General features: G+C 47.0%; 7 protein-coding genes, 8 tRNA genes and 1 rRNA gene (1 of these 16 cut by a window edge). All 16 read left to right on the top strand.

The window, feature by feature from the left end; all coding sequences use genetic code 11:
• A 23S ribosomal RNA gene (locus P8F77_RS15965) occupies positions 1-680 on the top strand (it extends 2,223 nt beyond the left edge of the window).
• A gap of 101 nt (positions 681-781) precedes the next feature.
• Positions 782-854, top strand: a tRNA-Asn gene (locus P8F77_RS15960).
• 33 nt (positions 855-887) lie between these two features.
• Positions 888-959, top strand: a tRNA-Glu gene (locus P8F77_RS15955).
• Between the two features lie 16 nt (positions 960-975).
• A tRNA-Thr gene (locus P8F77_RS15950) sits at positions 976-1,048 on the top strand.
• Positions 1,049-1,082: 34 nt separating this feature from the next.
• Positions 1,083-1,156: transfer RNA gene (locus P8F77_RS15945), tRNA-Ile, on the top strand.
• A gap of 19 nt (positions 1,157-1,175) precedes the next feature.
• Positions 1,176-1,249, top strand: a tRNA-Asp gene (locus P8F77_RS15940).
• 31 nt (positions 1,250-1,280) lie between these two features.
• Positions 1,281-1,353: transfer RNA gene (locus P8F77_RS15935), tRNA-Val, on the top strand.
• A gap of 24 nt (positions 1,354-1,377) precedes the next feature.
• Positions 1,378-1,464 (top strand) — tRNA-Leu (locus P8F77_RS15930).
• A 36-nt stretch (positions 1,465-1,500) separates the two neighbouring features.
• Positions 1,501-1,574, top strand: a tRNA-Arg gene (locus P8F77_RS15925).
• A gap of 234 nt (positions 1,575-1,808) precedes the next feature.
• Complete coding sequence (locus tag P8F77_RS15920; protein ID WP_270433369.1) at positions 1,809-2,483, top strand: C40 family peptidase; 675 nt, start codon at positions 1,809-1,811, stop codon at positions 2,481-2,483.
• A gap of 252 nt (positions 2,484-2,735) precedes the next feature.
• Positions 2,736-2,870 carry a hypothetical protein gene (locus P8F77_RS15915; protein ID WP_270433367.1) on the top strand — a complete coding sequence of 45 codons (135 nt, stop codon included), beginning with the start codon at positions 2,736-2,738 and terminating at the stop codon, positions 2,868-2,870.
• Positions 2,864-2,986, top strand: a complete 123-nt coding sequence (locus P8F77_RS15910) for a hypothetical protein (RefSeq protein WP_270433365.1) — start codon at positions 2,864-2,866, stop codon at positions 2,984-2,986. The genes P8F77_RS15915 and P8F77_RS15910 overlap by 7 nt, the downstream gene beginning before the upstream one ends.
• A 113-nt stretch (positions 2,987-3,099) precedes the next feature.
• A complete protein-coding gene (locus tag P8F77_RS15905) occupies positions 3,100-3,825 on the top strand; it encodes an ATP-binding cassette domain-containing protein (RefSeq protein WP_287520320.1) in 726 nt (241 codons plus the stop codon).
• 12 nt (positions 3,826-3,837) lie between these two features.
• Entirely contained in the window at positions 3,838-4,761 is a 924-nt protein-coding gene (locus P8F77_RS15900; RefSeq protein WP_148459508.1) for a SufD family Fe-S cluster assembly protein, read from the top strand.
• A 40-nt stretch (positions 4,762-4,801) separates the two neighbouring features.
• Positions 4,802-5,188 (top strand): metal-dependent transcriptional regulator, encoded by a 387-nt coding sequence (locus P8F77_RS15895; RefSeq protein ID WP_270433358.1) that lies wholly within the window; start codon positions 4,802-4,804, stop codon positions 5,186-5,188.
• A 43-nt stretch (positions 5,189-5,231) separates the two neighbouring features.
• Complete coding sequence (locus tag P8F77_RS15890) at positions 5,232-5,996, top strand: SDR family oxidoreductase (RefSeq protein ID WP_024726372.1); 765 nt, start codon at positions 5,232-5,234, stop codon at positions 5,994-5,996.
• The last annotated feature ends 4 nt before the right edge of the window (positions 5,997-6,000 follow it).

Here is a 6,000-nt window from a genome sequence, read left to right as displayed (position 1 = left end):
TGGTTGGGGACAATGTCAGGTGGGGAGTTTGACTGGGGCGGTCGCCTCCGAAAGGGTATCGGAGGCGCTCAAAGGTCTTCTCAGAATGGACGGAAACCATTCGCAGAGTGCAAAGGCAGAAGAAGGCTTGACTGTGACACCGACGGGTGGAGCAGGTACGAAAATAGGACTTAGTGATCCGGTGGTATAACGTGGGATTGCCATCGCTCAACGGATAAAAGCTACCCTGGGGATAACAGGCTTATCACTCCCAAGAGTTCACATCGACGGGTGGTTTGGCCTCGATGTCGGCTCATCGCATCCTGGAGCTGTAGCAGGTTCCAAGGGTTGGGCTGTTCGCCCATTAAAGCGGTACGCGAGCTGGGTTCAGAACGTCGTGAGACAGTTCGGTCCCTATCCGGCGCAGGCGGAGGAAATTTGATAGGAGCTGTCCTTAGTACGAGAGGACCGGGATGGACGGACCACTGGTGGATCTGTTGTATTACCAAATGCATAGCAGAGTAGCCAAGTCTGGAAGGGATAAACGCTGAAGGCATCTAAGCGTGAAGCCCCCTAAAGATAAGATTTCCCATAGAGTAATCTAGTAAGACCCCTTGAAGACGACGAGGTAGATAGGGCAGAGGTGGAAGTACGGCAACGTATGGAGCTGACTGTTACTAATCGGTCGAGGCTTTAACCAAAGAAGGTAAGGAAGATGTTTGATGAAAGGTTCTGTATGTAGTTTTGAAGGTACATCAGAGGAATAATCGAAGGAAAAAAGAGAAAGAATAAAAAGAAATGATCCTCGATAGCTCAGTTGGTAGAGCGCACGGCTGTTAACCGTGTTGTCGCTGGTTCGAGCCCAGCTCGGGGAGGTCAAAAAGACCGTGAAGCGGTCAAAGAAACAAGGCTCCATGGTCAAGTGGTTAAGACACCGCCCTTTCACGGCGGTAACACGGGTTCAAATCCCGTTGGAGTCATTCAGCTTCATACTTCGCCGTTGTGGCTCAATTGGCAGAGCAGCTGATTTGTAATCAGCAGGTTACCGGTTCAAGTCCGGTCAACGGCTTCATACACTTGGACATTAAGTGGTGAGAAGATAAGGACCTTTAGCTCAGTTGGTTAGAGCAATCGGCTCATAACCGATCGGTCCGGGGTTCGAGTCCCCGAGGGTCCATTTGTATACAGTTATTTCTGGCCCGGTGGCTCAGCTGGTTAGAGCGCCGCCCTGTCACGGCGGAGGTCGTGGGTTCGAACCCCATCCGGGTCGTCTCTTTGCTTAAAAAGAGTAATTTATATTTGGGATCATAGCTCAGCTGGGAGAGCATCTGCCTTACAAGCAGAGGGTCATAGGTTCGAGCCCTATTGGTCCCATTTTGAGAGAATTTCTCTCAGGATGCCGTTGTGGCGGAACTGGCAGACGCACAGGACTTAAAATCCCTGGGACTTATACTCCCCGTACCGGTTCGATTCCGGTCAACGGCATTGAGCACTTGTTACAGGTGCTGTTTAATTTCATATGTGGGCGTAGCTCAGCTGGATAGAGCGTCTGGCTACGGACCAGAAGGTCGGGAGTTCGAATCTTCTCGCCCACGTAAAAACCCTTATAAATCAATGATTTATAGGGTTTTTTTATTTATGCACCATACGATTCATGATAAATGTCAGGAGTTTATGGAAAAAATGACGGAAAATTTCCTATTTTGTATGTTAGAAGGTTTACTTTACAGAAGTGTTGTGGTATAATTCATAACTGTAGATCAAATGTAACAATACTGTAATAAACATAAAATTAATATAAAATATCGAAGTAGGAAGGTAACATCTTTATGAAGTCAATATTAAAAAAGACAGCAATATGTCTGCTCGTCTTTTCTATGATCATTACATCAGGATTGGCAGCCCCGAAAAAGGAAGTTCATGCAGCACAGAGTACATACGACGGACGGATATGGAAATCATGGGTAAAACTGAGAAAGTCCAAATCTAAAAAATCTAAAGTGATCCGTAAAATTTCAAAGGGAGAACCTGTGCAGGTTCATTACACGAGCGGGAAATGGAGAAAGGTTACATACAAAGGCAAGACAGGATTTGTCCTGAAAAAATATGTATACATTAACACAAATGCTCCTGAACTGGCAGGAACTGAAGAAGAAAAAGGACAGGCAGTGGCAGCCTTTGCCCAGCGTTTTGTTGGCAACCCATATGTATGGGGAGGAACAAATCTAAACAGCGGTGCCGACTGCTCCGGTTTTGTCGGGGGAGTATACCGTTCCTTCGGATATAAGCTTCCGAGAACGTCTTTCGACCTCAGGAAAGCGGGCAGAAAGGTATCTTATAAAAACAAGCAGCCTGGAGATCTGATTTGTTACAGCGGCCATGTAGCCATGTACATAGGCAACGGCAAAATCGTCCATGCCAGTACAAGAAAAACAGGGATTAAGATTTCTCCGAGGGCCGATTACAGAAAAGTAGTTGCCGTGAGGAGAATCGTAAGAGAATAGATCAAACAAAATGTGCAAGAGAGATCCTGCACATTTTTTTTCATTTCATAGGAAAGTTCTACGACCTTCCCTATGAAATAAAAACGCTCCCCGGGTTGTGCACAGATGCGTAAGGAAATCATTTGCCTTTGGCAAATCGCATCTGGCACGCAAAGTTGTCAAGCCCCTCAAAGATTGAAGGGTTGGGGAGCTGAAGTGTGGGCTTGACCACTTTGTTCTGTTTCCATAATGTTTTGATATAAGGAGGAGCGTATGAAATCAATCTTATTTGTCAATGGATGTATCAGGGGAGAAGAATCCAGAACGTTACTGCTGGCCAGGCGGTTTCTTGACTGGAAGGAACATTTCCGGCTGCCGTATTTCTTGCTTCCGTTTTTCGTATGCTAGGAATTCCGAAGACAGATACGGTGACCGCAGAGGGACTTGACATCATTGGAAATGATGTGAGACTCATCATGAATCAGGCACTGAGAGAGGCAGAACTACTGGCAGGGACTTTTTAGGGAAATGAGAATGAATCTTTTCCAAAACATGGACAGAATTACTTGAAAAACAATATAAAATACGGTTATATAAATATGATAGAATTCAAAAGACAAGAAAAGAGGCTGCAGTTATGTTAAACGTAGAACATTTATCGTACCGGATCAATGAAAATGGTGCAGATGTGCAAATATTGGATGATGTGAGCTTCTCTGTCGATGACGGGGAAATGCTTGTTGTCACAGGACCCAACGGCGGAGGAAAATCAACCATCGCAAAGATTTTAATGGGGATAGAAAAAGCAAGCGGGGGTAAAATCTCTCTGGACGGAGAAGACATCACAGATTATACCATAGACCAGAGGGCGAATGCAGGCATAGGATTTGCATTCCAGCAGCCTCCAAGATTTAAAGGGCTGACGGCTTCCAGGCTGCTGTCTCTTGCGGCAGGGGAGACACTGAAGGATGAGCGGTGCTGTGAATTGCTGAGCAGTGTCGGGCTCTGCGGAATGGAATATAAAGACCGGGAAGTGGATGCCACTCTGTCGGGGGGCGAGATGAAAAGGATCGAGATTGCCACCGTATTTGCAAAAGACCATAAAATATGTATCTTTGATGAACCGGAGGCAGGCATCGATCTTTGGAGTTTTGCCATGCTGATCAAAGAATTTGAAAAAATCCACAGGGAAAACAAGGCAAGTCTGATCCTGATCTCCCATCAGGAGAGGATCATCCAGATGGCAGACCGCATCATGATCATCAGAGACGGGCAGGTTGAAGAGATCGGGTCGAAGGAAGAGGTCTATCCGCACCTCATGGCAGAAGAATCTGAAGAGCAATGTGCCTTCATGCAGGAATAGGGGGATAAGGACATGAAATTAGATCAAATAACGGCGGGAGTGCTGGAGGCTATCGACGGTCAGGGGTTTGTACAGAAAGGCGCTTATAACTTGCGTCAGAACGGACAGGCAGTATGTCACGGCGACAGTGAGAACGTCCGCATCGTAAAGAAGCAGGACAAGCCCGGGATTGATATCTTTATCAGCGGGAAGACAAAAGGTGAGGCAGTGCATATACCGGTGGTTGTTTCTGCTTCCGGTATCACAGATGTGGTCTATAATGACTTTTATATCGAGGACGGTGCAGATGTCCTGATCGTGGCAGGATGCGGCATTCACAACGACGGGGACCAGGAGAGCAGGCATGACGGCATTCATGCATTCCATGTGGGCAGCCATGCCAATGTACGGTATGAGGAGCGCCATTACGGGGAAGGAAAAGGAACCGGCGGCAGGGTTTTAAATCCTGTCACGAAAATCGATGTGGAGGAAGATTCTGTTTTTACACTGGATACGACTCAGATCAAAGGGGTAGATTCGACGATACGGGAGACACACGTGGAGATGGGGGCAGGGTCCAAACTCTATGTAATGGAAAAACTCATGACACATGGGAACCAGCAGGCCATATCAAACATGGACGTACAGTTAAACGGGGAGGAGAGTTCTGCACAGATCATATCCCGATCTGTCGCCAAGGACACATCCACCCAGGTCTTTCATCCGAAAGCCATCGGAAATGCACTGTGCCATGCACATGTGCAGTGTGATTCTATTATCATGGATGATGCAAAGATCAGTTCTATTCCTGAGATCAACGCAAATCATGTGGATGCTCAGATTATTCACGAGGCAGCCATCGGGCGTATTAATAATGATCAGCTCATAAAGCTGCGTACTTTTGGAATGACCGGAGAAGAGGCAGAAGCAGTGATCATAGAGGACTTTTTAAAATAATATTTAAAACAACAGGAGGAGAATAAGGGGGAGTATCAGGATGCTCGAATCAAGGGAAAATTATCTGGAAGCTATCTTAATGTTAAAACAGGAATTAGGGCAGGTGCGCTCTATCGATATAGCCAGAAAATTAAATTACAGCAAACCAAGCGTCAGTCGTGCGGTCGGGATTTTGAAAAAAGGGGGTTATATTCTCGTGGATGCAAAAGGATATATATCCCTTACATCTGAAGGGCTTAAAAAGGCCGAGTCTATCTACGAGAGACACAGGACGCTGACTTCGCTTTTTATGCAGATTGCAGGAGTGCCGGAACATGTGGCCGAGGAAGATGCATGCCGGTGTGAACATGTGCTGAGCGCCCAGACCTTTCAGGGGATCAAAATGTTTTTAAATGAAAATGGAATAAGAAGAAGAGAGGGTGTATAATAAGAGAGAGATAAGGCAAACAGCTGTGCAAGGAGGTAGCAATATGGGAAGACTTGAAGGAAAAGTTGCAGTCATTACCGGTGGGAATTCCGGGGTAGGTGAACAGGCGGCAAAGCGGTTTGCAAAGGAAGGCGCCAAAGTCGTTATCACTGCCAGGAGAAAGGAAAAGCTTGAGTCTGTGGCGGCGGATATAGAGGCCGCCGGATGCACAGTGCTGGCACTGCAGGGCGATATTTCTGTTCCCGGAGACGGCAAAAGAATTGTAGAAGCAGCCGTAGAGCATTTCGGTACGTTGGATATTCTGGTGAATAATGCCGGGGTGCTGGACGAAGGCCTGCTTCCCATCGATAAAGTAGCGGACAGCGAGATCGACAGGATCATTGACATCAACACAAAGGGAACTATGTATTTTATCCGTGCAGCGCTGGAAGTCATGCTGAAAAATAAGAGCGGATCAATTATCAATGTGGATAGTATTGCAGGAGTAAATGGGGGCGGGGGAGCTGCCTACGTGGCTTCCAAGGCAGCAGGCCTGGGTATTACCAAGCACACGGCTATGCGATGTGCAAAAGACGGTGTTCGGTGCAATGCCATTTGTCCGGGCATGATCAAGACTCCGATGACAGCGGGACAGACGATGGACTCTATGGACCCAGATATGATGGGGGCCATGGCTGTACATTCCGATTTGCGGCTTCCTGCATGTTCAGCAGAAGACGTGGCAAATTCCATTTTATTTTTGGCCAGTGACGAGTCTGCTCCTATCACAGGACAGTGTATTGTGCTGGATTACGGCGCAAACCTCTAAGAAT

Origin of the sequence: Anaerostipes sp. PC18 (genome assembly GCF_039789045.1) — a bacterium.
Lineage (GTDB): Bacteria > Bacillota > Clostridia > Lachnospirales > Lachnospiraceae > Anaerostipes > Anaerostipes hominis.
Note: the sequence above shows the minus strand (reverse complement) of the source record. Positions and strands in the feature narration are given on the sequence as shown.

Excerpts from the sequence above, each read along its gene's own strand:
- P8F77_RS15905 (WP_287520320.1), top strand. The coding sequence starts at position 3,100 with ATGTTAAACGTAGAACATTTATCGTACCGGATCAATGAAAATGGTGCA.
- P8F77_RS15890 (WP_024726372.1), top strand. The coding sequence starts at position 5,232 with ATGGGAAGACTTGAAGGAAAAGTTGCAGTCATTACCGGTGGGAATTCC.
- P8F77_RS15910 (WP_270433365.1), top strand. The coding sequence starts at position 2,864 with ATGCTAGGAATTCCGAAGACAGATACGGTGACCGCAGAGGGACTTGAC.
- P8F77_RS15900 (WP_148459508.1), top strand. The coding sequence starts at position 3,838 with ATGAAATTAGATCAAATAACGGCGGGAGTGCTGGAGGCTATCGACGGT.
- P8F77_RS15915 (WP_270433367.1), top strand. The coding sequence starts at position 2,736 with ATGAAATCAATCTTATTTGTCAATGGATGTATCAGGGGAGAAGAATCC.
- P8F77_RS15920 (WP_270433369.1), top strand. The coding sequence starts at position 1,809 with ATGAAGTCAATATTAAAAAAGACAGCAATATGTCTGCTCGTCTTTTCT.
- P8F77_RS15895 (WP_270433358.1), top strand. The coding sequence starts at position 4,802 with ATGCTCGAATCAAGGGAAAATTATCTGGAAGCTATCTTAATGTTAAAA.